This window comes from Vibrio sp. R-1 (genome assembly GCF_035615595.1).
GTDB classification, from domain to species: Bacteria; Pseudomonadota; Gammaproteobacteria; order Enterobacterales; family Vibrionaceae; genus Vibrio; species Vibrio cholerae.
Genome location: NZ_WPDC01000384.1, coordinates 1 through 204 on the forward strand (window position 1 = coordinate 1; position 204 = coordinate 204).

The 204-nt window shown below is 45.1% G+C and carries 1 pseudogene; it reads right to left on the minus strand.

The features are described from left to right. Positions 1-173: pseudogene (locus tag GOU96_RS18585) on the minus strand (GNAT family N-acetyltransferase); the annotation flags it as partial. Positions 174-204 lie beyond the last annotated feature (31 nt).

Sequence of the window (204 nt, forward strand, 5' to 3'; positions counted from 1 at the left end):
GCAACATTCCCTAAAACCTCAGACAACCAAATTCGTTCACCTTGACTATCGCGGTCGAAGTCTTCTATCCGAAAACTATCCGCCTTGAGCCATGGGAAACTATCTCGTCTAGAGTCCAAGTAGAGCTTTCTCAACGATTCGAGATTACAGGCACTAAACTCTTTGATTTCCATGAACAACCTTAAACCTAACGCCCGCCTAAGG